Source organism: Brevundimonas sp. EYE_349 (assembly GCF_023147505.1).
In the GTDB taxonomy this organism is placed as follows: Bacteria; Pseudomonadota; Alphaproteobacteria; order Caulobacterales; family Caulobacteraceae; genus Brevundimonas.
Genome location: NZ_JAHXPB010000001.1, coordinates 260,973 through 283,706 on the forward strand (window position 1 = coordinate 260,973; position 22,734 = coordinate 283,706).

Sequence of the window (22,734 nt, forward strand, 5' to 3'; positions counted from 1 at the left end):
TAGGCGCGACAGGCGTCCGCGCCAAGCCAGCGCGGCGGTAAAGCGCATTTTAACTCGCATGGACGCAGGATGCGGCTGTGAAACTGACCGCAGAAAAAGACATCGCCGCCAAGATCGCCGCCGCCAGGGCCAGGCTGGTCGTGGTCGAAAGCCCGCCGAGCGCGGCCGCCGCCTTGGGCGCCGCCGCTCTGGCGGCGATGGCGGCGCTGCTGATGGCCGGAGTGGTCATCGTCGGGCCGGGCGTCCAGTTCGACGACCCGACGACGACGCTGACCCGCTAGCGATTGCCGGTGCGAAAGCGCCAGGCTTCCTCGGCCGCCCGCATCGGCGCGCGCGCCTTGTGCTGGGTTTCGGCGTATTCGGCGGCCGGATCGCTGTCGGCGACCACTCCGGCCCCAGCCTGAACGAAGATGCGGTCGTCCGCGAACAGGGCGGTGCGCAGGGTGATGCAGATGTCCGCCTCGCCACCGGCCGAGATATAGCCGACGCCCCCGCCGTAGCCGATGCCGCGCTTCTGGCTTTCCAGTTCGTCGATGATCTCCATCGCGCGAACCTTGGGCGCGCCCGACAGGGTGCCGGCGGGCAGGGCCGCCAGCAGGGTGTCGACGGCGTCGAGACGCGGATCGGCCTTGCCCCGCACGTTTGAGACGATGTGCATCACCTGGCTGTAGCGTTCGACGACGAAGCTTTCCGTCACCTCCACCGTGCCCGGCGCGGCCACGCGGCCCACGTCATTGCGGCCCAGGTCCAGCAGCATCAGATGCTCGGCCCGCTCCTTCGGATCGGCGAGCAGTTCGACTTCCAGCGCCTTGTCCGCCTCGGGCGTCTCGCCGCGCGCCCGGGTGCCGGCCAGCGGACGAATGGTCACTTCGCCGTCCTTCAGCCGAACCAGGATTTCCGGGCTGGATCCGGCCAGCTGGAAGCCGTCGAAATTCAGATAGAACAGATAGGGCGACGGGTTCTGGCGGCGCAGCGATCGATAGAAGGCGAAGGGATCGGCCGACCAGGGCGCGGAGAATCGGTGGCTGAGCACGACCTGAAAGATGTCGCCGGCGGCGATATAGTCCTTGGCGCGCGCCACCATCTCGCCAAAGCCGGCTTCGTCCACCGGCGAGGCGAAGGCCGGCGCCTGGGTTTTCTGAGGCGCGGCGCGGACTGGCAGCGGATCACGCAAGGCGGCTTCGAAGGCGTCGAGCCGCGCCACCGCCGCGTCGTGGGCGGACTCAGGCTCTAGTCCCGCGTCCGGGTAGGCGGCGGAGACCAGGACGATCTCATGACGCACCGAATCGAAGATGGCGACCAGCGACGGCCGGGTCAGGACGGCGTCTGGCAAATCCAGCGGGTCGGGATTGGGCGCACCCAACGGCTCCAGCAGCCGCACCATGTCATAGCCGAACACCCCGAACAGGCCCGCCGCCATGGGCGGAAGGTCGTCGGGCAGATCGAACCGCGAGGCCGCGATCAGGCCGCGCAGCGACTGAAGCGCCGGCAGGCTCTCGGGTGTGAAGGCACCTTGGCCGATGGCCTGCCCACGGGCCATCTCGGCCGCGTTCGCCCGGCAACGCCAGACCACGTCGGGGTCCAGCGTCAGGATCGAATAGCGACCGTTGACCGCACCGCCTTCCACCGATTCCAGCAGGCAGGCGTAGGGGCGGTCCAGGCCCAGTTTCAGATAGGCCGAAACCGGCGTTTCCAGATCGTCGATGATCCGGCGCACGATCACCTGCGGCCGACCGGCCCGAAGACCGGCGGCGAAGGCGTCGAAATCGGCGTCGGCAGGCGTCGCCGTGCTCATTGCGCCGGGGCGGCGGGCTTGGCGTCGGCCGACAGGCCCAGCGCAGAAAGCGCCTGGGCTGGATCGTTCTTGGCCTTGGAACGCTGGGCGCCGGCGGTGAAGGACGACTGAACCATGGCCTGGACCAGTTCCTGGGTCAGACGCGGACGGACCTGTTCGGCCAGCGGGCCGGCGGCGGCGGGATTGGCGGCATGGATGTTGTCCACGCGACCGACGACATAGGCGGTCTGCGACGCCGGCTGCGAGAAGGCCTGGCCCTTGGACTGGCCAAACAGACCCTGCAACACGCCCTGTCCCAGCGACTGCTGGGTTTCCTGATTGCGGACCACGCCGGTTCGGACCGTGAGGGGCGCGTTCACCGAGCGGGCGACGGCGGCGATGTCCTCGCCATTGCGGACGCGGCCGGTCAAATCCTCAGCCTTGGTCGACAGACGGCGCATCGTTTCGCGCTGGATCCACTGTTCGGCCAGGGGCGCGCGGACTTCGGCCAGGGTCGGCAAGGCCGAGGGGCGGATGTCGTTGACGCGGATGGCGAAATACTGGCCCTGGCCGGCGTGAACCACGTCGCTTTCGCCGCCCTTGGTCAGGCTCCAGGCCGTCTCGAAGATTTGCGGCGGGGCGTTCAGCGCCTGACCGTTCGGCAGCTTGCCGTCCTTTGTGAACGGCGGCAGGTCGACCATGCGGCCGCCGGCTTCACGCGCGGCGTCGGCCAGGGACTTACCGGCCGTGCGGGCGGCTTCGTACTTCTCGACCTTGGCGTAGGTCTGGGTCTTCACATCCTCGGCGCGTAGTTCCTGGATCAGCTCCTGGCGGGCGCTTTCCAGCGACGCCGGGGCGGCGGGCTGAATGGCCGTGACCTTGGCGACGGCGAAACCGACGCCGGCCTGGACGGGATCGGACACCTGATTGGCTTGCAGGCCGAAGACGGCGCCGGCCGTGGCGGCGTCGCCGATGGCGGCGCGCGGGGTGGCCTCGAAGCTGGCGGGGGCGATGTTGTTGGCGCGGCCCACGTCGGCGGGCGACTGACCGGCGCGCAGGGCGGCGGCGATCTTCTGGGCCGTCTCGCGGTTCGGGGCCGTCAAGGTGACGAAGGTGCGGGTCTCGGGCTTGCCCAATGTGTCCTTCTTAAACTCGAAGCGCTCACGAATACGATCTTCCGAGATCGGCGCATTGCCGGCGTTGTCGGGCGTGAACAGCACGACCGAAACCATGCGGAACTCGGGCGCGCGCAGACGCTCGGCGTTTTCCTGGATGAAGGCGTTCAACTGGGCGTCGGTCGGGGCGGGAACCTGGCCCGCCATGGCCGAGGTCACTTCGAACCAGCGACCATCGCGCGTTTCAAGCGCCGAACCGGCCAGCAGGGCGCCGTAGATGCGCGGCACGCGGGCGCCGGCGAAGACGGCGGCGCCGAAATGTTCGGTGGCGTATTGGTCACGCAGGTCCTGCTCCAGCATGGCCGGCGTCAGGTTCTGCTGGGCCAGGGCGGCCTGATAGGCCTGCTGGTCGAACTGGCCGGTGACAGAATTGAAGAAGGCCGGAATCTTGCGGATCTGTTTGACGACCAGTTCCTGGCCAGGGCGGATGCCCGCTTTCCAGGCCCAGTTCAGGAAGCCCAGCTGTTCGGTCTGCTCGGCGAGGAAACGGGTGTGGATGTTCTCGGCGACCAGATCCTGATTGGTCAACGGGCGGCCCACCTGCTGCTGCAGCCGCTCGCGCACTTGGTCGAATGCGGTCTTGAACTCGGCCTCGTTCATCGAACGCTCGCCGGCGTCGATCACATGCTTCGGCCCCAGGTTCGAGAACACGTCCATGCGCGCGCCGACGATGACGAAACTGATCGCGATCAGGACAAGCAGGGCGGCCGCCCATTTGGATCGAGAGAAGGCGCGGAAGGCGGTGAGCATTCGAAAACCCGGGACAGGCCGATATTGGCGTCAGCTGTCGCGTATAGTCGCGCCGGGCACGCCCCCGCAAGGATGGCATGATGTCGAGATTGCGGCGCGCCTCTTGGCTTCGCGGTTTACGCCCCCTAGAGAGGCGGCCATGAAACAATCCGTGAAGATGATCGTCGGCAATTGGAAGATGAACGGCCTGGCCGGGGCCTTGGATGAAGCGCGGGCGATCCGAGACGCCGCAAAAACCCTCGATGGCGCCTGTCGGGTCGCCCTGTGTCCGCCCGCGACGCTGGTCGAGCGTATGGCGACCGTGTTGAAGGACGGGGCGACGGCCGTCGGAGGGCAGGACTGCCACGCCAAGCCGTCAGGCGCCTTCACCGGATCGGTTTCGGCCGAGATGCTGGCGGACGCAGGGGCGACGCTGGTGATCCTGGGGCACTCCGAACGCCGGGCGAGCTTTGGCGAGACGGACGCCGAGGTTTCGGCCAAGGTCGAAGCGGCATTGACTGCAGGCCTTGAACCAATCGTCTGCGTCGGCGAGACCCTGGCGCAGCGTGAGGCGGGTGAAGCCATCGCCGTGGTGTCCGCGCAGGTCGAGGGTTCGTTGTCCGACAGCCTGTCGGAACGGCCTTTCGCCGTGGCCTATGAGCCGGTGTGGGCCATCGGCACGGGCCTGACGCCCACTTTGGATCAGATCGCAGAGGTCCATGCGGCCGTCCGCGCCGCCATCGTCAGGCGGTTGGGGGAGGGCGCGCGCGCCGCGCCGATCCTGTATGGCGGTTCGGTCAAGCCGGATAACGCCCGCGACATCCTGGCCGCGCCTGAGGTCGGCGGAGCCCTGGTCGGCGGTGCATCGCTGACGGCGGCGGATTTCATTCCGATCATCCAGGCGGCCGTCTGAGGATGGTTTGCCCCCGGCGCGCTTCGATGATAGAGGCCGCCGCTTGATCGGCGCAGATCCGCGCCCACATGATTGACACCATGCTCCAGACCATTCTGCTCGTCGCCATTATCATCGTCGCCGTCGCCCTGACGGGGGTGGTGCTGCTCCAACGGTCCGAGGGCGGCGCCCTGGGCATGGGCGGCGGACCTTCGGGCTTCATGACGGCGCGGGGCGCGGGCAATCTGCTGACGCAGATCACCTGGATCTTGGCGGCCCTGCTGTTCGTTTTGACCATCGTGCTGACCGTGGTCGGCAACATGGATCGCGCCTCGGTTTCGGGCATCGACGCCGACGCCGTCGGATCGCTGGCCACCACGCCTCAGAGCCAGGCGCCGCAGCAGCCCGCGCAGCAACAGCCAGCCACACCGGCGCAGCCGGCGGCGCCGTCGCTGGACGATCTGGAAGCCAGTCTGCCGTCAGCGGGCGCCCGGCCCGCGACGGCCCCGACCCCGGCCCAGCAACCCGCCCAGTAAGGGTCGGAAATCCCGACCAGAGTTTTGGAAAGCGCGCCGCAGGGCGCGCTTTCTTCTTTTGATCAACAGTTCGATTCGCCGCGGGCCATGCGCCGTTTGCGAATCATGGAGTAAGGTGTCCCCCCATGGCTCGCTATGTGTTCATCACCGGCGGCGTGGTTTCCTCGCTAGGAAAAGGCCTCGCCTCCGCCGCTCTCGGCGCTCTTCTGCAGGCGCGCGGCTACAAGGTCCGCCTGCGCAAGCTGGACCCCTATCTGAACGTTGATCCGGGCACCATGAGCCCCTATCAGCACGGGGAGGTCTTCGTGACCGATGACGGCGCCGAGACCGACCTGGACCTGGGCCACTATGAGCGGTTCACCGGCGTGTCGGCGGCCAGGTCCGACAACATCACCACGGGCCGGATTTATTCGACCATCCTGGAGAAGGAGCGTCGCGGCGACTATCTGGGCGCCACGGTGCAGGTCATCCCGCACGTCACGGATCAGATCAAATCCTTCTGCCTGACGCCGGCCCTGACAGATGTGGGCGAGGATGTGGACTTTGTGCTGGTCGAAATCGGCGGCACGGTCGGCGACATCGAGGGACTGCCCTTCTTTGAAGCCATCCGCCAACTGGGTCAGGACCTCCCGCGCGGCCAGTCGTGCTTCGTCCACCTGACTCTTCTGCCCTTCATCAAGACAGCCGGGGAGATGAAGACCAAGCCGACGCAGCACTCGGTCAAGGAACTGCGATCCATCGGCATCCAGCCCGACATCCTGCTGTGCCGCTGCGAACAGCCGATCCCGGCCGAGGAAAAGCGCAAGATCGGCCAGTTCTGCAACGTGCGTGAAAGCGGCGTCATCCAGGCGATGGATTCGGCCGACATCTACGCCGTGCCGCTGGACTATCACCGCGAAGGTCTGGACCGCGAAGTTCTGGCCCATTTCGGCATCACGGACGCGCCGGAGCCGGACCTGACCCGCTGGCAGGAAATTTCTCGCCGTCGCCTTCACCCCGATGGCGAAGTCACCATCGCCGTGGTCGGCAAATATACGGTCCTGAAGGACGCCTATAAGTCCCTGATCGAGGCGCTGCATCACGGCGGCGTGGCCAACAACGTCAAGGTCAACATCGATTGGGTGGAGGCCGACACCTTCGAAGGCGATCCTGAAGCGTGCGAGGAGCGGCTGCAGGGCGCGCACGCGGTCCTGGTGCCCGGCGGGTTCGGCGAGCGTGGATCGGAAGGCAAGATCGAGGCGGCGCGTTTCGCCCGCGAACGCAACATCCCCTATTTCGGCATCTGCTTCGGCATGCAGATGGCGGTGATCGAGGCGGCGCGGAACCTGGCAGGCTACCCCAAGGCGTCCTCGACCGAGTTCGGCCCTACGGACGAGCCAGTCGTCGGCCTGATGACCGAATGGACGCAGGGCAACCAGCGCGTCCTGCGACAGCAGGGCGGGGACCTGGGCGGCACCATGCGTCTGGGCGCCTATGATTCGACGCTGACGTCGGGATCCAAGATTGCGGAGATTTACGGCGCGACCGCCATCAGTGAACGGCACCGCCATCGCTACGAGGTCAACATCAACTATCGCGAAGCGATCGAGGCCAAGGCGGGGCTGGTCTTCGCCGGTCTGTCGCCGGACGGCGTGTTGCCCGAGACGGTCGAACGTCCCGACCATCCGTGGTTCATCGGCGTCCAGTATCATCCCGAACTGAAGAGTCGCCCGTTCGCGCCCCACCCGCTGTTCGCGAGCTTCATTGGCGCGGCCGTAGTCCAAAGCCGTCTGGTTTGATGTAACGTCGTTCACGGACCTGCGATTCCGTCAGGCGCGACTTTTGCGTTAAAGTGAACGGAACGGATCGATTTGGCACGATCCGAGATCGCGTGGGACCGTCGATGATCGGCGAGATGCTTTACCACCTGCATCGGCATGTCCGATTGGTGTTGATCGCCGGTGGGCTGATGTTCCTTATCGGTGTGGCCCTGCTCGGCTATGAGGCCGTGCGGCACATAGACGATCAGTCGAACCGGCCCGTGGCGTCGTCGCAGGCTTAACCGCGCTTCTTGTCTACCAACGGCAGGCCTGGCGCGTCGGGCGATGAATCGCCGCCCTGGCCCAGGGCACGCTGCATGAAGACCACGTCTCGCCAGTCGTCGTGCTTCCAGCCGGCCGCCTTGAAGACGCCAGCGTCGAGGAAGCCGCGTGTCCGATGCAGGGCGATGGAGCCGACGTTTTCCGAATCGCCGATGACCGCCACCATCTGACGAAGGCTCAACGCTTCGCAGCGCTGGATCAGGGCATCGAGCAGGGCGCCGGCGACGCCCTGTCCGCGCGCCCAAGGCGCGACGTAGATCGAATCCTCGACCATATAGCGATAGGCTTGGCGTGTGCGGAACGGCGCAGCGTAGGCGTATCCGGCGACCCGGCCGCCGATTTCGCCGACCAGACGGGGCAGGCCCAGGGTTTGGACCACCGCCAGACGTGACGCCATCTCGGCCTCGTCCGGCGGTTCCAGCTCGAACGTGCCTCGCCCGTTGGCGACGCTCTCCGCATAGATGGCGGTGATCGCCGCGATGTCGTCGGGACGGGCGTCGCGAACCGTTGGTGCGCTCACGCCGTCTCCCACCCCTTGTCGACGGCCCAGACGGCGAAGGCGTAGTCGTGGGCGACTTCCTTCAAATAGTCGAATCGCCCGGCCGCCCCGCCGTGGCCGGCCTCCATGTTGATCTTCAGCAGCACAGGCTTGCCCGAGGTCGTGGCGGGCCGCAGCTTGGCGACCCACTTCTCCGGCTCCCAATAGGTGACGCGCGGGTCGGACAGGCCGCCGGTGGCCAGCACGGCCGGATAGGCTTTAGGCGCGACCTGATCGTAGGGGCTGTAGCTGAGCATATAGTCGTAGGCGGCCGCATCCTCGATGGGGTTGCCCCATTCGGGCCATTCGGGCGGCGTCAGCGGCAGGGAGGTGTCGCTCATGGTGTTGATCACGTCCACGAATGGCACCTGACCGATCACGCCGGCCCACAGGTCGGGCCGCATATTGGTGACGGCGCCCATCAGCAGGCCGCCCGCCGATCCGCCCTGAGCGACGATGTGCCCGGTCGTCGCGTATTTGCGGTCGATCAGATGTTCGGCGGCGGCGATGAAGTCGGTGAAGGTGTTCTTCTTCGTCATCTTCCGGGCGTCCAGGAACCAGCCCCAGCCCTTGTCGGAGCCGCCCCGAATGTGGGCGATGGCGTAGATCCAGCCGCGATCCACCAGCGACAGCCGGTTGGTCGAGAAGCTTGCGGGCATGGGAATGCCATAGGAGCCATAGCCATAGAGCAGCAGGGGCGCCGAGCCGTCGACCGGCGTCGATTTTCGACGCAGCACCGTCACCGGCACAAGCTGTCCATCGGACGCCGGGGCGTTCAGACGCTCCACCACATAGTCTTCGATGTTGTGACCGGACGGAATCTGCTGGGTCTTGCGCAGCGTCCGTTCCCGCGTCGCCATGTCGTAGTCGAAGGTCTGGGTCGGGGTGGACGGCGAGTTGTAGGCGTAGCGGGTGGTCGTCGTCTCGAACTCCGACGCGCCGGCCAGCGACAGGGCGAAGGCCGGCTCGTCCACCGCGATCTCATGCTCAGCGCCGGCCCGGTCGCGGATGATGATCCGGGTGTTGGCGTCGGCGCGTTCCTGGCGGGCCAGATGGGCGGAGGTCAGGTCGAGACCTTCGATGAAGCGGCCGGGCGTGTGGGCGACCAGATCGGTCCAGTTCGCCTTCGACGGCGTCGCGCTCGGGGCCTGGACGATCTTGAAATCGATAGCGTCGTCGGCGTTGGTGCGGATCACCCAGCGGTCGCCCCAGTGATCCGCGTCATAGCGAACGGCGACGACGCGCGGCTCCAGCACCACCGGCTCGGCGGTCGGTGTCGCGGCGGGGATATAACGGGCTTCCGACGTTTCCTGGTTCTGGATGCCGATCAGGATGAACTGATCGTCGGCGGTGCGGCCCACGCCGATGAACATGCCGTCGTCGGCCTCTTCATAGACCAGTGTGGTTTCGCCGCCGCGCGCAGGGCGACGGAAGATCTTGTCCGGGCGGCCGTTGTCGTCGCGGTTGGTCCAGAAGATCCACTGGCTGTCGGGCGAGAAGACGAAGTCGCCGGTGGCGCTGTCGATCACATCAGGCAGAACCTCGCCCGTGGCGATGTCCTTGACGTAAATCTTGTGGACCTCGGACCCTTGGGCGTCCTCGGCATAGGCGAACAGGGCGTGGTCGGGGCTGTGGGAGGCGGCCGACACTTCCGAATAGGCCTTGCCTTTGGCCAGGACATTGGCGTCCAGCAGCAGTTGCGGGGTCGGAGCCATGACGAAATTCTTCGTCACCGGCTGGCCGTCCACCATCCATGTGCCTTGGCGTTCTACTCGCATGTAGCGGGGGTGCTGATCGCCGGTCTTGTATTCGACGTAGTAGTTCCAGCCGCCATCGGGCGCGGGCACCGAACTGTCGTCTTCCTTGATGCGACCGCGCATCTCGGCGAACATCGTCTGCTGCAGCGGCAGGGTGGAGGCCATCATGGCCTCGCGATAGGCGTTCTCGGCCGTCAGATGCTCCTTGACCTCGGCCTTGATCAGGGTCGGGTCGCGCAGAACCGCCTGCCAGTTGTCGTCCTTCATCCATTGATAGTCATCGGTTCGGGTGCGGCCCAACTGTTCGATGACGACAGGTATCTTCTTGGCGACGGGCGGTTGGGGCATCGAGGCTCCGGCAGGTTGGCGGGCGAGGGCAGGGGCGGCCGAGGCGGCCAGGGCCGTGGCTGCCGTGGACATGATCACTTGCCGACGGTTCATCGGTCGCTCCCTGCATTTGAAGGTCAAGGCCGCACCTTGCGGGCCTCCGACGACGAAGGTCAATGAGGCGCCACGCGGTTCAGCCCGCCAGCGCCTCGACCGACAGGCGTTGCAGCAGGGCGCCGCCCTGGCCCACGGCCGCCAGGCGGCTGGAGACGTGGCCCAGCACATTGGCGGCGTAGATTTCGTAGAGGTCCAGCTTGCCCTGCAGCCAGGCCGGATCGCCGTCCTTGGCGTCGAGCCGGGCCTTGGCCGCCAACGCGCCTTTGGCCAGCATCCAGCCGCCGACGACGTCGCCCAGCAGTTTCAGATAGGCGTCGGCGGCGGCCAGAACGTCGGCCGCCGCATTCGCGTCAGCCTTCTGGTCCAACAGCCAGAGGGTTGCGTCCTCGACCGCCTCGATGGCCGTGGCGAACCGTTCGACGGGCTTGCCGGGATAGAGCGCCCCGAGGTCGGCGAGCGTCGCCTTCATGTCCGCAATCAGGGCCTTGGCCGATTCCCCGCCGTCCATCGACAGCTTGCGCCCGACCAGGTCCATGGCCTGGATGCCGTTGGTGCCTTCGTAGATCGGGGCGATACGGGCGTCGCGATAGTATTGGGCCGCGCCAGTCTCCTCGATAAAGCCCATGCCGCCGTGGACCTGCACGCCCATCGAGGCCACGTCGCACCCGACGTCGGTGGACCAGGCCTTGGCGATGGGGGTGAACAGGTCTTCGCGACCCTTCCAGCGGCGGCGCTCCTCCTCTGTCGCGGCGTGTCGGGCCAGATCGGCGGCGACGCCGGTGGACAGGCAGATGGCGCGGGCGGCAGAAATCTTGGCCTTCATGACACCCAGCATCCGGCGCACATCCGGGTGATCGAAGATCGGCGCATTGGCCTCGCCCGTCCAGACAGAACGGCCCTGACGACGCTCCAGCGCATAGGCCAGGGCGTGCTGATAGGCGCGTTCGGCGACGCCGACGCCCTCGACTCCGACAGCCAGGCGGGCGGCGTTCATCATCACGAACATGTGGGCCAAGCCTTGGTTGGGCTGTCCGACCAACTCGGCGGTCGCGCCCTCATAGCTCATGACGCAGGTGGGCGAGGCGTGGATGCCCAGCTTGTGCTCGACCCCGACCGGGCGGAAGGCGTTGCGGTCGCCCAGGCTTCCGTCGTCCTTGACCGCGAACTTGGGCGTCAGGAACAGGCTGATCCCCTTCGGCCCCTTGGGCGCGTCGGGCAGTCTGGCCAAGACCAGATGGACGATGTTGTCGGTGGCGTCGTGGTCACCCCAGGTGATGAAGATCTTCTGGCCGTTCAGCGCATAGGTGCCGTCGCCGTTCGGCGTGGCGGTGGCGGTCAGGGCGCCCAGGTCCGACCCGGCGCCCGGCTCGGTTAGGACCATGGCCCCGGTCCATTCGCCGCTGACTAGTTTGGTCAGATATTTCGACTTCTGCTCCGGGGTGCCGACCTGCTCCAGCGCCTCAATGGCGGCCAGCGACAGCATGGGACACAGGCCGAACGCCATATTGGCGGCGTGCACGGTCTCATAGGCGGCCAGCTCCAGCGCCTTGGGCAATGCTTGGCCTCCGGCCTCGGCCGGGGCGGACAGGCCGGTCCAGCCGCCGGCGGCGAACTGGCGATAGGCGTCGGCGAAACCCGGCGCGGCGGTGACGGCGCCGTTGGCGTAGGTCGAGCCCTGCTGGTCGCCGATGCGGTTCAGGGGCGCCAGCACCTCTTCGGAAAACTGGCCGGCGGCCTCGATCACGGCCGCGGCGACATCGGCGTCGTAGTCGGGAAAGGCGCCGGTCGCGGCGACGTCGGCCATGCCGGCGACGGCTTCCAGGGTGAAGGCCAAGTCTCGAACGGGCGCGCGGTAGGTCATGGGTTTCCTCAATCGTCTTTGCGGCCTAAGTGCCGCGTCGAGGCGGGGTGTCGCAAGCGTCTTGGCGACGCGCCTCGTCTCTGCGCAAGGTGACGTAGTGCCGTCACGGAAGGGAAGCCATGGGCGAACCGCGAAATCGATATTCGATCGTGTCCCTGGTCCTGCACTGGGGGATCGCGGCGGCGGTCCTGATCCAAGTGCTGCTGATCACGGCGCACGAGAATACCGAGGGCCCGCTGTCGGGCCAGTTCGTCATGCTGCACAAGTCGCTGGGTCTGACGATCCTGGCGCTGACGCTGGCGCGCATCGGCTGGCGTCTGGCCCATCCCGCCATCGCCCTGCCGTCCGACCTGCCGCGCTGGCAGAGGGTGGCGGCGCGGGCGACCCATGTGCTGTTCTATCTGGCGCTGATCGTCATTCCAATGACCGGCTGGCTGGCGTCTTCGGCCGGCGGCCGCGCCATCCAATGGTTCGGCCTGTTCGAATGGCCCTTGCTGCCCATCGGCGGGGGGCGAGAGGCGGCGCGGGGGCTGATGGCCATCCATGGTCTGGCGGTGAAGGGGCTGTATGTCCTGATCGCCCTGCACGTCCTGGCGGCGCTGAAGCATCAGTTCATTGACCGGGACAATGTGCTGCACCGGATGATCCCGCTGATTCCGCGCAGACCATGAGGGCGACTCCGCAAGAGGCCGCCGACGCCCTGAAGGCCGGGGCCCTGATCCTGCTGCCGACCGAGACCGTCTATGGCCTGGGCGCCGACGCCGGCGACCCGAAGGCGGTCGCGGCCATCTTCGAAGCCAAGGGGCGGCCACGGTTCAATCCACTGATCTCGCATGTCGCCGAAGCGGCGGCGGCGGCCGAGATCGCGGTGTTCGGCGCCACGGCCCAGGCTCTGGCCGACGCCTTCTGGCCCGGACCGTTGACGATCGTCGCGCCCGTTCGTTCCGCCGCGCGGGTCTGTGACCTAGCACGCGCCGGTCTGGACAGCGTGGCGATCCGGGTTCCGGCCCACCCGATGGCTCGGGCGGTTTTGGCGGCGTTCGGCGGGCCTGTCGTGGCGCCCTCCGCCAACCGTTCGGGACGGCCCAGCCCGACGACCTTCGACGATGCGTTGGAGGAAACCGGCTTCGCCGTCGCCGCCGCCGTCGATGGCGGGCCGTGTCAGGTCGGGCTGGAAAGCACGGTCGTGTCGGTGCTGGACGGCCGTGTCGCCTTGTTGCGGCCCGGCGCGGTGACCCGGGCCCAGATCGAGACCGTGGTCGGGCCGCTGGCCGACAGCGGGGAGGGGCGCCGTTCTCCCGGACGGCTGGCGCTGCACTATGCGCCGGACGCCCCGGTGCGGATTGCAGCGGACGTCGCAAGGCCAGGCGAAATCCTGCTGGGGTTCGGCCCCGGCGTGGGCGAGGCGCGCTGGAGTCTGAGCCCCGCCGGCGATCTGGCGCAGGCGGCCGCCAATCTGTTTAGGTTGCTGCGCGAGGCGGATCGCACACGCCCGGTCGGCATCGCCGTCTCGCCGATCCCGCCAAAGGGCCTGGGAGAGGCCATCAACGATCGTCTGAGACGGGCCGCCGGCTTCGTCGGTTAGCCGAATCGGGCCTGCATATCGACGCTAGCATGGCGCCCAACGGCGCCCAGACAACTGTCCAGCCATTCGTCGGCGGCGGCGCGGCCGCGCGTCTTCAAATCGTTCAGGAAGCTCCATTCGGTGTTGAACTTGGTGCGCAGCGACAGGTCCGACAGCCAGCGATCCGCCTCGATGGCGTGCATTCGAACGTGGCGGTATGGCCCTTGGCCGCCCACGTCGATCTGACCCTGACCGATCATCTCGCCCGCGATGGCGATGGCGCGAAGTTCCGCGACCAGGGGGGCGTTGAAGACAATCTCGTTCAGCCGATCCATGATGTCGGCGGCGCTGCGCGGCGTTTCCTCGCGCGTCATGGGGTTCAATGTGACTAGAAGCACATCGTCCGGCGTATCCTCGCCCGTCAGGGGCCACAGTGGCGGATTGGTCAGATAGCCGCCGTCCCAATAGGGCTCGCCCTCGATCTCGACCGCCTGAAACAGGTGGGGCAGGCAGGCCGACGCCATCAGGACATCGGCGTTGATCTCGCTGGCGGTGAATATCCGCGCCCTGGCCTGACGCACCGCCGTCGCGGCGACGAACAGCTTTATGTCGGTCGCCTGAACGGCGCCGAAATCGACGGCGGCTTTCAGAACCCGTTTCAGGGGATTGTGGTTCAGGGGGTTGAATTCATAGGGGCTCATCGACAGGGCCAGCGTCTCGCCGGCGCGCCAGAAGGGATTGTCCTTCATCCAGTCCGGCGGCTGGGCGGCGTTCCAGATAGCGCTGTCGCCAAAGACGTTGCGGCCGCCCGACTGGTTCACCTCGCGCCACAGCCTGTCCAGGGCGGCGCGGGCGTCGCCTGCCGCCAGACCCGAGACCAAAGCGGCGGCGTTCATGGCGCCGGCCGAAACGCCCGAGATGGCGCGAATGTCGAGGCGGTCGTCTTCCAGCAGCCGGTCCAGCACGCCCCACTGGAAGGCGCCGTGCGCGCCGCCCCCCTGAAGCGCCAGACAGATCGGCCGTTTGCCCGATGGTTGAGCGGTCGCGTCCGCCGGTTGGGGGGGCTTGCGTCTGAAGATCGCCATATCGCCCCCGCGTCCGCCCCTGCCTGTCAGACCCTATTGCGCGGTCCAGCCGCCGTCGATGGAGAAGCTGGCGCCGTTGGCCGAGGCGCCCAGGTCGCTGACCAGATAGAGGAACATCCCGGTCAGTTCCTCGGTCGTCACGAACCGTTTGGTCGGTTGGGCGGCCAGGATCACGTCGGTCAGCACCTGCTCCTCGCTCATGTTGCGTGTGCGGGCCTGGTCGGCGATCTGTTTCGACACGATGGGGGTCTCGACGAAACCGGGGCAGATGGCGTTGCAGGTGATGTTGTCGCGCGCCAGTTCCAGCGCCACGGTCTTGGTGAAGCCGACGATCCCATGCTTGGCCGCCACATAGGCCGACTTGAACGGACTGGCGACCAGGCCGTGGGCCGAGGCCATGTTGACGATCCGACCGCGCCCCTGCGCCTTCATGATCGGGATGGCGGCGCGCGTGGCGTAGAAGGCCGAGGACAGGTTGATGGCGATAATCTTCTCCCACTGATCGGCAGGGAAGTTCTCGACGGATTCGACATGCTGGATGCCGGCGTTGTTGACCAGGATGTCCAGCCGACCAAGCTCGCGCTGCGCAAAGGCGACCATATCTGCGATCTGGTCGCCTTGGGTCATGTCGGCGGGATGATAGAGGACGCGCCGCCCGGACGAGCCTTCCAGATCGGCGCGGGCGCGTTCGATTTCGAGCGGATCGCCCAGGCCATTCAGCACCACGTCGCCGCCCGCCGCCACCACCGCCCGCGCCAGTGCCAGACCGATGCCGGAAGTCGAGCCGGTGACGACCGCGACCTGACCGGACAGGTCGCCGATCTGGCGAAGCAGCGAGGCCTGATCTTGGGTCGAGGAGTGAGGCCGTTCTGACATGGGTCCGCCCTTTATGATCTTTCGGTCGAGACTAGCGGCATGACGCGCCGTTGATCAAGAATTTCGCGACCTGATGAATATCCAGTCGCTGCCGGTCGATGCGGCCTTGTCGAAACGGTAGCCGTCGCGGTCGAAAGCCTTCAGATCCTCGACCCGTTCCACCCGCTCGTCGATGGCGAAACGGGTCATGGCGCCGCGCGCCTTCTTGGCGAAGAAGGAGACGATGCGGGTCTCGCCGTTTTTCTCCTCGCGGAACTGCGGCGTGACGACCGGCAGGTTCAGCGCCTTGGCGTCCACGGCGCCGAAATATTCCTGGCTGGCCAGGTTCACCAGGGTGGGATCAGCCTGATCGGCCGCGTCCGCGTTCAACTGTTTGGAGATGCGGTCGCCCCAGAAGTCGTAGAGGCTGTTGCCGCGCTGGGTCTTCAGCCGCGTACCCATCTCCAGCCGATAGGGTTGGATTCGGTCAAGCGGACGCAGCAGCCCATAGAAGCCGGACAGGATGCGGACGTGCGCCTGGGCGAAGTCCAGGGCCTTGGCGTCCAGCTCACGCGCCTGAAGCCCCTCATAAACATCGCCGGCGAACGCGAACGCGGCCTGGACGCCGCCGGTCGATTCGGGCTCGAAGGCCTTGAACCGCTCGACGTTCAGGGTCGCCAGATCGTCGGAAATCCCCATCAACCGGCGCAGATCAGCCTTGGTCTGCAACCGGGCGGTCTTGGCCAGACTGTCGGTGTCTTCCAGAAAGCGGCGGTCAGAGCCGGGCAAGGCCGGGTCGGCCGGGGTGAAGTCTAGTCGCTTGGCGGGGGAAAGAACGATCAGCAAGGCAGCCTCCGTGACAGCGCGGCTGACATAAGCCGGTTCGCACACGATTTGAACCGGGCGCAGCCGCTAAGCCGGGCGCGCCACTACCGCAAGGTATGCGACCGGTCAGCGACTACATCGGCGCTGCCGCTCTTCTGGACAGCCTGCCACGCGCCCAGTGGCTTCTGGGAGACCGGGGCTACGACGCCGACTGGTTCCGGGACGCCTTGCAGGCCAAGGGGATCACGCCGTGCATCCCAGGCCGCAAAACCCGCACCGAACCGATCCGCTACGACAAGCGCCGCTACAAACGGCGCAACCGCATTGAGATCATGTTGGCTGCTACGCGCCGCCCTTCGGGTCGGCAGGCTGAAAGACTGGCGACGGGTCGCCACGCGCTATGATCGCTGCCCGAACGTCTTCCTGTCCGCCATAGCCCTCGCGGCCACCTTCTAGCTATGAGTCCTGAGCCTAAGCTTAGCCTTGCGGCATTTAATTGGAATTGAATGACAGGGATGATCGCCGATCAGAACAGGACAGCGGGGTTCATTATCCGCCTGGGATCAATCGCGAGGCGGATGGCAGCCATTGTTTCGATTTCGAGCGGCGTCTTGTAGCGTTTGACTTCATCGGTCTTGAGCCGGCCGAGCCCGTGTTCGGCCGAGATCGAGCCGTCGTAGCGCGCGACGACGTCGTGGACGACCTGGGAGCCTTCCTTCCAGCGCCCGATGAAGGCGGGGATATCCTGACCGACGCCCGGCAGGATGTCGTAGTGCAGATTGCCGTCGCCGACATGGCCGAAGACTGAGATTCGCGCGCCCGGATGGAAGCGTTCGACGGCGGCGGAGGCTTCGTCGATGAAGTCGGCGATGCGGCTGATGGGGACCGAGACATCGTGTTTCCAGCCGCCGCCCTCAGGCTTGAGCGCCGCAGAATGTTCTTCGCGCAGACGCCAGAAGGCGGCGCGCTGGGCGTCGTTCTGGGCTAGGGCGGCGTCGTTGATCAGGCCTTGTTCGAAGGCGGCCTCAAGCAGCCGTTCAAGCTGGGCCTCGGCGCCGCCGGGCGTGCCTGAAGCGATCTCGATCAGGACGTACCATTCGGGGGTCGACTCCAGCGGTTCCCGGGTGTCGGGGATGGTCTTGAGCACCAGCTCCATGCCAAGGCGCTTCATCAGTTCGAAAGCCTCCACGCCGCCGCCGGTCTCGGCCTTGGCGCGGGCCAGAAGTTCTACCGAGGCGGCTGCGGTCTCCAGACCGACAATGGCCACCGCGCGCGACCGCATGATGGGAAACAGCTTCAGTGTGGCGGCTGTGACCACGCCCAATGTGCCCTCCGCGCCGATAAAAAGATGTTTGAGATCATAGCCGGTGTTGTCCTTGCGCAGCCGCTTCAGGCCGTTGAAGACCTCGCCATTTGGCATGACGGCTTCGACCCCCAGCACCAGATCGCGCATCATGCCGTAGCGCAGAACCTGGGTGCCGCCCGCATTGGTCGAGATCACGCCGCCGATGGTTGCCGATCCCTCGGCCGCCAGGCTGAGCGGAAAATAGCGGCCCGCCGCCGTCGCCGCCTGTTGCGCCTCCAACAGGGTCAGACCGGCCTCGACCGTCATGGCGTCGTCCAGCGGGGTGACGTCGCGGATGGCGCGCAACTTCTTCAGCGACAGCAGGACTTCGCCGAAGGGAATCTGGCCGCCGACCAGGCCGGTGCCGCCGCCCTGGGGGGTGATGGCGACGCCCTCGCGCGCGCAGATGGCCACGGCGCGGGCGACCTCCTCCGTCGAACGCGGGGTCAGCAGGATCGGCGTGTTCCCGGTCCAGCGATTGCGCCATTCGGTCAGGAAGGGCGCGACGACGTCGGGGTCCTGGGTCCAGCCGCCGGAACCCAGGGCGGCCTTCAGGTCGTCGAGGACGGCGGATGAGGGGGCGGTCATGCTCATGCCTCCTTGTGTCAGGCGTCGCCGTGCGTTGGAAGGGCCGCGATGGCGTCAGACGTCCAGTTCTTCCTTCACGAACTGCGCGTTTTCCTGAATGAACTGGAAGCGGGCGTCGGCGCGCTTGCCCATAAGCCGTTCGACCAGATCCTCGACGCTGGATTCCGCGTCGGGAACGGTGATGCGCGCCAGGGTCCGCTTCTTCGGGTCCATGGTGGTTTCCTTCAGCTGGGACGCCATCATTTCCCCTAGGCCTTTGAAGCGGCCGATCTCGGTCTTCTTGCCCTTGAAGACGGTGGCCAGCAGTTCATCGCGGTGGGCGTCATCGCGGGCGTATTCGCTCAGGGGGCCGGCGGATATCCGATAGAGCGGCGGCAGGGCCATGAAGACGCGGCCTTGACGGATTGTCTCGGGCATGACGCGATAGAAGAAGGTGATCAGCAGGGCGGCGATGTGGGCGCCGTCCACGTCGGCGTCGGTCATGATGACGATCCGCTCATAGCGCAGGTCATCGATGTTGAAGCGATTGCCGGGCTGGACGCCCAGGGCCAGGGCCAGATCGGACAGTTCGACGTTCTGGCGCAGCTTGTCGGCGGTGGCCGAGGCGACGTTCAGGATTTTGCCGCGCAGCGGCAGGATGGCCTGGGTCGTGCGGTCGCGCGCCTGTTTGGCCGAGCCGCCGGCCGAATCGCCTTCGACGATGAACAGTTCGGTGCCTTCGGCGGCCTGACGGCTGCAGTCCGACAGCTTGCCCGGCAGGCGCAGCTTGCGGGTGGCGGCGGCGCGCTGGACCTCCTTGTCCTTGCGACGGCGCAGGCGGTCCTCGGCGCGGTCCACGACGAAACCCAGTAGGGCGTTGGCCTGTTTGGGGCTTTCGGTCAGCCAGTGGTCCAGCGGGTCGCGCAGAAGCTGCTCCACCAGACGCGCGCCTTCGGGCGAGGACAGGCGGTCCTTGGTCTGACCCTGGAACTCGGGATTTCTGATGAAGACGCTGATCAGGGCGCCGGCGTTGGCGATGACGTCTTCGGCGGTGATGATGCCTGCGCGCTTCTCGTTGGTCAGCTCGCCATAGGCCTTTAGGCCCTTGACCAGGGCGGCGCGGAAGCCCGCCTCGTGCGTGCCGCCATCCGGCGTCGAGACGGTGTTGCAGTAGGACTGGATGAAGCCGTCAGACTCACCGAAACCGATGGGCGACCAGGTGACGGCCCATTCAAAGGCGCCGGCCTCGCCCTGACGTTCGGCGCGGCCGGCGAAAGTGGGGGTGACGGTCTCAAGCTGGCCGATGCGGTCGGTCAGGGCGTCGGCCAGACCACCGGGGAAGTGAAGCAGGGCCTGGGCCGGGGTGGCGTCGGTGATCCGGTCCGGCGCGCAGGTCCATTTGATCTCGACGCCGCGGAACAGATAGGCCTTGGACCGCGCCATGCGGAACAGGCGGGCGGGCTTGAAGGCCGCGCCCATGCCGAAGATTTCGTCGTCCGGCTTGAACCGGATCAGGGTGCCCTTCTTCTTCGACGGCTGGACCTGCAGGATGGGACCAAGGACGTGGCCGCGCGAGAAGGACTGCTTCCACTCAAACCCGTCGCGCCAGACGGTGACGTCCAGATGTTCCGACAGGGCGTTCACGACAGAAACGCCGACGCCGTGCAGACCGCCAGAGGTTTCATAGGCCTTGCCCGAAAACTTGCCGCCCGAGTGGAGGACTGTCATCACCACCTCCAGCGCCGACTTGCCGGGATGTTTCGGGTGGGGATCGACCGGAATGCCGCGCCCGTCGTCGCGCACCGACAGATAGCCCTCGGCGTCCAGGTCTACGGTGATCAGTTTGGCGTGGCGGGCCACGGCCTCGTCCATCGCATTATCGAGGACTTCGGCGAACAGATGGTGCAGAGCGCGTTCGTCGGTGCCGCCGATATACATGCCGGGGCGTTTGCGGACGGGTTCCAGCCCCTCCAGCACTTCGATCGACGAAGCGGAATAGCCGGTGGCGGCCGCCGTAGTCGCCGTGGCTTGAACAGCGGGCGGCGCAGGCGTGGGGACCACCGCGGGCGCAGTCTGAGGCTGCATCGCCGCAGCGGGCTGCGACGCCTTTTGAGGCGGCTCGGGTTTGCGAGCTTCGGGTTCGTCGTCAAAAGCGAAGAGGTCGGCGGCCATTCACATAGTCTGAGGCGATTCGGGGCCGGTTCTGGTAGGCCCGCAAAGCCGGTCGAGCAAGCGGCGCGCGCACGGGCGGCGGATCGAAGGTTACGGCGCGCGTCAGAATGGCCAGCATCAGCGACCAAGGCAGGCTGGCGTGGTTCAGCAGCACGCTTTCCGACAGGCTGAGCGCGATAAAGACCGACAGATAGCCGACGCTCCAATAGCCTTCGCGCGCGCCCAGGCCGTTGGTGCGGGCCAGGATCATGACGACGGCGATGACGATCAGGGCCCCGACTGCTATCGCGCCGGGCCAGCCCAACTGGACCAGAAGGTCGATCCAGCCATTGTGGGCGCTGGGTACGGGCCACTGGGTCTGGATGCGGATTTCGCGCGCCGGGACCGAGTCCACGCCCCAGAAGGCGCTGAAGCCGTATCCGGTCCAGGGGCGTTCGGCCACCTTGCGCATAAGGGCCTCCCAGATCAGGGTTCGTCCGGTCAGGGAAGGGTCCTTTCCCAGGGCCTGGAGGATGGAGGCCGAGGCGACGTGCCACGCCCAGCCGCCGCCGACAATCCCGACCACAGCGGCCCACAAGGAGACGATAGTCACGGCCGCGCCCCCCTGCTTCAAGACCCACCAACCGCCCACCATGCCGACGCCGATCATCAGGCACAGCAGGGACGTCTTGGACTGGGTCGCCAAGACCAGCAGGGTCGTCAGGGCCAGCGTCAGCAACGCGGCCCAGGGCTTGCGTCCGTTGGCGGCGATCTGGTCGGCCGCCAGACAGGCCGCCGCCGAAACGGAGCCGACGACCATGACCAGGCCCATCTGGTTCTTCTCGTACCACAGGCCGCGCCAGAGACCGGCGTTGTCGAACTGGTGCACGCCCACCTTTGGATAGGCGAACACCATGATCAGACTGCCCACCGCCATCACCAGACAGGTGTGCATCAGGACGCGCGGCAGGGCGGCGCCGCGAAACACGGCCCCCAGATAGACGGCGAAGGCGCTGTTGATCGCCATGGCGATGACGCGGCGATCCGTGACCTCTGGATCGATCGACCAGTATTGAGAGACGTAGGCCAGGGCGACCAAGGCGCCGACCATCAACCAGGCAGGCCAGGCGCGGATCGCCTTGTCGAAGCGGAAGACCAGAAGGCCGGCCGTGACGGCGTAAACCGGCAGCCAGATCAGTCGCAGCACCGGCGTCTCGGCCTGGTCCGGCGCGATCACAGGCGCGATCAAGGCGCCCGTAAGCATGAAGACGACGAAGCCTGCGGCCAGCTGCTCCCACAGCGGCGGCGAATCATTCGGGACCTGGGCTGGCGATGCGCGCACGAACGGACAGTCCGTTGTCGCGCTTAAGGAAGGGTGAGCGCGGCGCGGAAGGCGCCCAGGCCGACCTCCAGATCGGCGATCAGGTCGGCCGGGTCCTCCAGCCCGATGTGCAGCCGGATCAGTTCACCCTCAAGCTTCGGAGGATGGGCGCGATAGGCCATCTGGTGCGTCTCATGCGTGATCAGGCTTTCGAACCCACCCCAGGAATAGCCCAGGCCGAACAGGGTCAAGGCGTCCAGAAAGGCCTCGCCCGCCGCCGGGTCGCCGCCCTTCATCACCACGCTCATCAGGGAGGCGGCGCCGGTGAAGTCGCGGGTCCAGAGGTCATGACCGGCCGCGCCGGGCAGGGGCGGATAGAGAACGCGCGAAATCTCGGGGCGGGCCTGAAGCCACTCGGCGACCCTCAGGGCCGAACGCGCCTGTTCGGCATAGCGCAGCGGGAGGGTGCGAAGGCCCCTTAGCGCCAGCCAGGCGTCGTCGGGCGAGACGTGCCAGCCCAGATCCTCGATGGCGTCGGCGATGGCGCGGCGGCAGGCGGGGGCGTTGACGGCGATGCCGCCCATCAAGACGTCGGAATGGCCGCCGACATATTTCGTCACGGCCTGGACGCTGACATCGACGCCCTGGGCGAGGGGACGATAGGCCAGGCCCGCCGCCCAGGTGTTGTCCATGATGGTCAGCACGCCCCGCGCGCGACAGCTAGCCGCCACCGCCGCCGCATCGACCATGTCAAAGGTCAGGGACGCGGGCGATTCCATCAGCACAAGGCGCGTCCGGTCGCCCACCGCCGCGATTATGGTCGCCGCATCGGCGTCGGCCGGAAGGAAGCGGGTCGTGACGTCGCGCGCGGCCTGATAGCGGCTGAGGAAACGTCGCGTGGGGCCATAGAGGGCGTCGGTCGTCACCACCTCGTCGCCGGGTCGCAACAGGGCTAGAAGCGGAACGGTGACCGCCGCCAGACCCGAAGGGACCAGAAAGGCTTCGTCGGCGCCTTCAAGGTCGGCCAGGGCGCGACGCAGCTGACGCGCCGCGTTGGTTCCCGACAGGCCGTAGGTCGGACCTTCCGTTTCGTCGCGCATGACGGCGGCGGCGTCGCTGAGCATTGTTGAGGCGCGTTCCAGCGGCGGATTGACGGGGCGGCGGCCCTCACCCCGGCGCGTGGCGGAGGCGATCAGGCGGGTGCGGTCCGAATGCGTCGGCATGGGGAATCCAT

Annotated in this window: 19 protein-coding genes and 1 pseudogene; 8 read left to right on the plus strand and 12 right to left on the minus strand. The window is 66.9% G+C overall.

The genetic code is table 11. From position 1 onward, the window contains the following. Nucleotides 1-77 precede the first annotated feature (77 nt). Nucleotides 78-281: a peptidoglycan-binding protein gene (locus KZX42_RS01405; protein WP_248116370.1), complete on the plus strand. Its 204-nt coding sequence runs from the start codon at nt 78-80 to the stop codon at nt 279-281. Here the strand turns inward: KZX42_RS01405 and trpE are convergent. Beyond that, a complete protein-coding gene (trpE, locus tag KZX42_RS01410; RefSeq protein WP_248116372.1) occupies nt 278-1,795 on the minus strand; it encodes an anthranilate synthase component I in 1,518 nt (505 codons plus the stop codon). The two genes, KZX42_RS01405 and trpE, sit on opposite strands and share 4 nt — an antisense overlap. Next, entirely contained in the window at nt 1,792-3,699 is a 1,908-nt protein-coding gene (locus KZX42_RS01415; protein ID WP_248116374.1) for a SurA N-terminal domain-containing protein, read from the minus strand. Before KZX42_RS01415 ends, trpE begins: the two co-directional genes overlap by 4 nt. Nucleotides 3,700-3,838: 139 nt before the next feature. Between KZX42_RS01415 and tpiA the strand changes: the two genes are divergently transcribed. From tpiA to KZX42_RS01435, 4 genes are all read left to right on the plus strand, one after another. Continuing rightward, nucleotides 3,839-4,591, plus strand: a complete 753-nt coding sequence (tpiA, locus tag KZX42_RS01420; RefSeq protein ID WP_248116376.1) for a triose-phosphate isomerase — start codon at nt 3,839-3,841, stop codon at nt 4,589-4,591. Between the two features lie 68 nt (nt 4,592-4,659). Beyond that, nucleotides 4,660-5,106 carry a preprotein translocase subunit SecG gene (secG, locus tag KZX42_RS01425; protein ID WP_248116378.1) on the plus strand — a complete coding sequence of 149 codons (447 nt, stop codon included), beginning with the start codon at nt 4,660-4,662 and terminating at the stop codon, nt 5,104-5,106. 125 nt (nt 5,107-5,231) lie between these two features. Further along, the gene (locus KZX42_RS01430; RefSeq protein ID WP_248116380.1) at nt 5,232-6,884 is read left to right on the plus strand and encodes a CTP synthase; all 1,653 of its coding nucleotides are present in this window, start codon (nt 5,232-5,234) and stop codon (nt 6,882-6,884) included. Nucleotides 6,885-6,988: 104 nt separating this feature from the next. Beyond that, on the plus strand, nt 6,989-7,147 hold the full coding sequence (locus KZX42_RS01435; RefSeq protein WP_248116382.1) for a hypothetical protein: 159 nt from the start codon (nt 6,989-6,991) through the stop codon (nt 7,145-7,147). Here the strand turns inward: KZX42_RS01435 and KZX42_RS01440 are convergent. From KZX42_RS01440 to KZX42_RS01450, 3 genes are all read right to left on the minus strand, one after another. Beyond that, a complete protein-coding gene (locus KZX42_RS01440; protein WP_248116384.1) occupies nt 7,144-7,707 on the minus strand; it encodes a GNAT family N-acetyltransferase in 564 nt (187 codons plus the stop codon). The two genes, KZX42_RS01435 and KZX42_RS01440, sit on opposite strands and share 4 nt — an antisense overlap. Beyond that, entirely contained in the window at nt 7,704-9,923 is a 2,220-nt protein-coding gene (locus tag KZX42_RS01445; RefSeq protein ID WP_248116386.1) for a S9 family peptidase, read from the minus strand. The genes KZX42_RS01440 and KZX42_RS01445 overlap by 4 nt, the downstream gene beginning before the upstream one ends. Before the next feature lie 79 nt (nt 9,924-10,002). Beyond that, nucleotides 10,003-11,787, minus strand: a complete 1,785-nt coding sequence (locus KZX42_RS01450; protein WP_248116388.1) for an acyl-CoA dehydrogenase — start codon at nt 11,785-11,787, stop codon at nt 10,003-10,005. Between the two features lie 119 nt (nt 11,788-11,906). On the opposite strand from KZX42_RS01450, the gene KZX42_RS01455 reads away from it, so the two are divergent. Beyond that, nucleotides 11,907-12,458, plus strand: a complete 552-nt coding sequence (locus tag KZX42_RS01455) for a cytochrome b (protein WP_248116390.1) — start codon at nt 11,907-11,909, stop codon at nt 12,456-12,458. Then, complete coding sequence (locus tag KZX42_RS01460; RefSeq protein ID WP_248116392.1) at nt 12,455-13,372, plus strand: L-threonylcarbamoyladenylate synthase; 918 nt, start codon at nt 12,455-12,457, stop codon at nt 13,370-13,372. The genes KZX42_RS01455 and KZX42_RS01460 overlap by 4 nt, the downstream gene beginning before the upstream one ends. Here KZX42_RS01460 and KZX42_RS01465 read toward each other — a convergent pair. Genes KZX42_RS01465 through yaaA form a run of 3 tightly spaced genes read right to left on the minus strand, consistent with a single transcriptional unit; the run spans nt 13,369 to nt 16,137 of the window. After that, nucleotides 13,369-14,436, minus strand: coding sequence for a patatin-like phospholipase family protein (locus tag KZX42_RS01465; RefSeq protein WP_248116394.1), 1,068 nt, complete (start codon nt 14,434-14,436; stop codon nt 13,369-13,371). The two genes, KZX42_RS01460 and KZX42_RS01465, sit on opposite strands and share 4 nt — an antisense overlap. A gap of 33 nt (nt 14,437-14,469) precedes the next feature. After that, nucleotides 14,470-15,312, minus strand: coding sequence for a 3-hydroxybutyrate dehydrogenase (locus KZX42_RS01470; RefSeq protein ID WP_248116396.1), 843 nt, complete (start codon nt 15,310-15,312; stop codon nt 14,470-14,472). Nucleotides 15,313-15,366: 54 nt separating this feature from the next. Then, the gene (gene yaaA, locus KZX42_RS01475) at nt 15,367-16,137 is read right to left on the minus strand and encodes a peroxide stress protein YaaA (protein WP_248116398.1); all 771 of its coding nucleotides are present in this window, start codon (nt 16,135-16,137) and stop codon (nt 15,367-15,369) included. A gap of 104 nt (nt 16,138-16,241) precedes the next feature. Here yaaA and KZX42_RS01480 point away from each other — a divergent pair. Beyond that, a pseudogene (locus tag KZX42_RS01480) lies at nt 16,242-16,572 on the plus strand (transposase); the annotation flags it as partial. 70 nt (nt 16,573-16,642) lie between these two features. Here the strand turns inward: KZX42_RS01480 and KZX42_RS01485 are convergent. The 4 genes from KZX42_RS01485 to metC are packed head-to-tail and all read right to left on the minus strand — an operon-like array spanning nt 16,643 to nt 22,723. After that, the gene (locus KZX42_RS01485) at nt 16,643-18,049 is read right to left on the minus strand and encodes an FAD-binding oxidoreductase (protein ID WP_248117253.1); all 1,407 of its coding nucleotides are present in this window, start codon (nt 18,047-18,049) and stop codon (nt 16,643-16,645) included. Between the two features lie 54 nt (nt 18,050-18,103). Next, nucleotides 18,104-20,200 carry a DNA topoisomerase IV subunit B gene (locus tag KZX42_RS01490; RefSeq protein ID WP_248116400.1) on the minus strand — a complete coding sequence of 699 codons (2,097 nt, stop codon included), beginning with the start codon at nt 20,198-20,200 and terminating at the stop codon, nt 18,104-18,106. After that, nucleotides 20,175-21,521, minus strand: a complete 1,347-nt coding sequence (locus KZX42_RS01495) for an O-antigen ligase (protein WP_248116401.1) — start codon at nt 21,519-21,521, stop codon at nt 20,175-20,177. The genes KZX42_RS01490 and KZX42_RS01495 overlap by 26 nt, the downstream gene beginning before the upstream one ends. Nucleotides 21,522-21,544: 23 nt before the next feature. Continuing rightward, nucleotides 21,545-22,723, minus strand: a complete 1,179-nt coding sequence (metC, locus tag KZX42_RS01500) for a cystathionine beta-lyase (protein ID WP_248116403.1) — start codon at nt 22,721-22,723, stop codon at nt 21,545-21,547. Between the last annotated feature and the right edge of the window lie 11 nt (nt 22,724-22,734).

Excerpts from the sequence above, each read along its gene's own strand:
- KZX42_RS01430 (WP_248116380.1), top strand. The coding sequence starts at position 5,232 with ATGGCTCGCTATGTGTTCATCACCGGCGGCGTGGTTTCCTCGCTAGGA.
- trpE (WP_248116372.1), bottom strand. The coding sequence starts at position 1,795 with ATGAGCACGGCGACGCCTGCCGACGCCGATTTCGACGCCTTCGCCGCC.
- KZX42_RS01445 (WP_248116386.1), bottom strand. The coding sequence starts at position 9,923 with ATGAACCGTCGGCAAGTGATCATGTCCACGGCAGCCACGGCCCTGGCC.
- metC (WP_248116403.1), bottom strand. The coding sequence starts at position 22,723 with ATGCCGACGCATTCGGACCGCACCCGCCTGATCGCCTCCGCCACGCGC.
- KZX42_RS01470 (WP_248116396.1), bottom strand. The coding sequence starts at position 15,312 with ATGTCAGAACGGCCTCACTCCTCGACCCAAGATCAGGCCTCGCTGCTT.
- KZX42_RS01415 (WP_248116374.1), bottom strand. The coding sequence starts at position 3,699 with ATGCTCACCGCCTTCCGCGCCTTCTCTCGATCCAAATGGGCGGCCGCC.
- KZX42_RS01465 (WP_248116394.1), bottom strand. The coding sequence starts at position 14,436 with ATGGCGATCTTCAGACGCAAGCCCCCCCAACCGGCGGACGCGACCGCT.
- KZX42_RS01490 (WP_248116400.1), bottom strand. The coding sequence starts at position 20,200 with ATGGCCGCCGACCTCTTCGCTTTTGACGACGAACCCGAAGCTCGCAAA.
- KZX42_RS01485 (WP_248117253.1), bottom strand. The coding sequence starts at position 18,049 with ATGACCGCCCCCTCATCCGCCGTCCTCGACGACCTGAAGGCCGCCCTG.
- secG (WP_248116378.1), top strand. The coding sequence starts at position 4,660 with ATGATTGACACCATGCTCCAGACCATTCTGCTCGTCGCCATTATCATC.
- KZX42_RS01435 (WP_248116382.1), top strand. The coding sequence starts at position 6,989 with ATGATCGGCGAGATGCTTTACCACCTGCATCGGCATGTCCGATTGGTG.
- KZX42_RS01450 (WP_248116388.1), bottom strand. The coding sequence starts at position 11,787 with ATGACCTACCGCGCGCCCGTTCGAGACTTGGCCTTCACCCTGGAAGCC.
- KZX42_RS01455 (WP_248116390.1), top strand. The coding sequence starts at position 11,907 with ATGGGCGAACCGCGAAATCGATATTCGATCGTGTCCCTGGTCCTGCAC.
- KZX42_RS01460 (WP_248116392.1), top strand. The coding sequence starts at position 12,455 with ATGAGGGCGACTCCGCAAGAGGCCGCCGACGCCCTGAAGGCCGGGGCC.
- tpiA (WP_248116376.1), top strand. The coding sequence starts at position 3,839 with ATGAAACAATCCGTGAAGATGATCGTCGGCAATTGGAAGATGAACGGC.